The organism is Catenibacterium sp. RTP21428st1_D7_RTP21428_210409 (assembly GCF_040227455.1).
In the GTDB taxonomy this organism is placed as follows: domain Bacteria; phylum Bacillota_I; class Bacilli_A; order Erysipelotrichales; family Coprobacillaceae; genus Catenibacterium; species Catenibacterium mitsuoka_A.
In genome coordinates this window covers 1-1,796 of sequence record NZ_JBEHVX010000155.1, presented here as the reverse complement: position 1 = coordinate 1,796, position 1,796 = coordinate 1, and the positions used below count along the sequence as shown (strand labels likewise).

The following is a 1,796-nucleotide window of genomic DNA, read 5'->3' as shown; positions in this document are numbered from 1 at the left end:
GTCTGGTAGTTCAGTTGGTTTAGAATGCCGCCCTGTCACGGCGGAGGTCGCGGGTTCGAGCCCCGTCCAGACCGCCATTTGTAATTTAACACTTCTTCGGAAGTGTTTTTTTATTTATATATACTTTAAATGCCAGACATTGTCTGGCATTTTTATTTAGAATAAGATGACTAATAACGCAAATATATTGTTTGTCATATGTGTAAGAATAGAAGCCCAGATATTATCTGTACTTTCATAAATATACGCAAAGACTAGTCCTGAGCAAGCATATGGTATCATCTGTACCATTTCAAAGATATTACCCGCAAAGACTGAATTCATAACATGAATAAAGCCAAATAAGAAGGCAGAGACCACATAAGCTAAGAATCTATTATATTTACGTAGACCTGTAAAAATAATGCCTCTAAAGATTAATTCTTCCCCTATTGGTGCTAAGAATCCCGTCACAAAGAACATGATGGCAGGAATACTTTTAGTAAGTGATTCTACCTGCTGCTGATTCACACTTGATGATTGATCCACAAAAAGTTTAACTATACTACTTCCAATCGCATTAGCACAAATATTAAGGAAGAATCCTAGAAAACATCCTGCAACAATAATAGATAGCTTATTATTCATGAAGTCTTTCCATTGACGTTTGATGAACTTTCTTAAGATGATTACTGCAACAAGTGCAGTAATCAAATCTACCACAAAATTCAACCAAATATTCGCATTCGTTGAAGTGATTGAAAGGTTAAATGTTAAGATTGTCCACTTTACAATCGCACTACCAATATAACTATTACAATAAAAGAATAAAGGAAGTAAAATCAGACATCCAAGTACTAATTCCTGACCTGAAAGTCTTCTAGTAAAACGATCAATTTTTTGTCTCATTAGATTCTCCCTTCATCATAGAACTTATAAGCAATTTCTTTATAGAATAGTGCCTGAACAGTAATATAAGCAGGCTGGTATGTATAAGCCGCTACTGCCGCGCTTAGAATTGAACCAGTCAATCCTGCAATACCATTATCACCGAATACGCCACCAATCATACCACTAATGATGGCACATAGAAGAATCCATCCAATAAATGAAAGATTGATTAATAATAAATCCGCGCAATGACCTTTCATTAATGTGAATGATTCCTTAAGCGCCCCAAAGCCTTTAATGCCATATTCCTGATGTAAGTAAGTCATCGCAAACATACGTAAATTAACCCAGATCATTACAAATGCGAAGGCAAAGAGCAATATAAACAATAATATCGCACTTAGTGCTGTAAGACCTGAAACAACCCCGGTAACAGGTGAAACACTATAAGGATCACTTAATAGCGCAAATAAGCCACCAAAAGAGCCAAGAGAGCATACCACAATAAGTGCTACAAAAATGGATATTATGACGAAGTTTACAAGTACTTTTACAAGATAAGTTGGTACGTATTCAATCCAGTTAACTAGACCATAGATACCATCATTATCTGATAATTCTTGTTCACGATCAGTAACAACTTTAAGCCCTGCAACAACATATCCTTGTTCTACTGCAAGTAATAACGCTGAAATAATCAAATAAATGATATACATCACCCCATTACCCGAATCAAATAAGCTAGGGAATGCTGAAATAACACCTATGATCAAGCAGATGCGTGATAGACTTGCTTTGTTGACGCGTGCAATTTCTCTTGCACGCTGTTTAATCATTGAAATATTCATAATTTCCTCCATTTCCCCGCGCCTTCGTTGCGCGGACACAAATATATAACCAAACTCAAATCCACCAAAACTATAGTG

General features: G+C 36.1%; 2 protein-coding genes. Both read right to left on the bottom strand.

What is annotated here, in order from left to right:
• Nucleotides 1–156: 156 nt before the first annotated feature.
• The gene (locus ABUA27_RS12565; RefSeq protein WP_287846400.1) at nucleotides 157–888 is read right to left on the bottom strand and encodes a CPBP family intramembrane glutamic endopeptidase; all 732 of its coding nucleotides are present in this window, start codon (nucleotides 886–888) and stop codon (nucleotides 157–159) included.
• Nucleotides 888–1,796, bottom strand: a 909-nt coding sequence (locus tag ABUA27_RS12560) for a DUF975 family protein (protein ID WP_349820854.1), incomplete at its 5' end; no start/stop codon positions are given. The genes ABUA27_RS12560 and ABUA27_RS12565, both read right to left, overlap by 1 nt.

Bases quoted from the DNA above. Each gene is read 5' to 3' on its own strand.
- ABUA27_RS12565 (WP_287846400.1), bottom strand. From the start codon at position 888: ATGAGACAAAAAATTGATCGTTTTACTAGAAGACTTTCAGGTCAGGAA.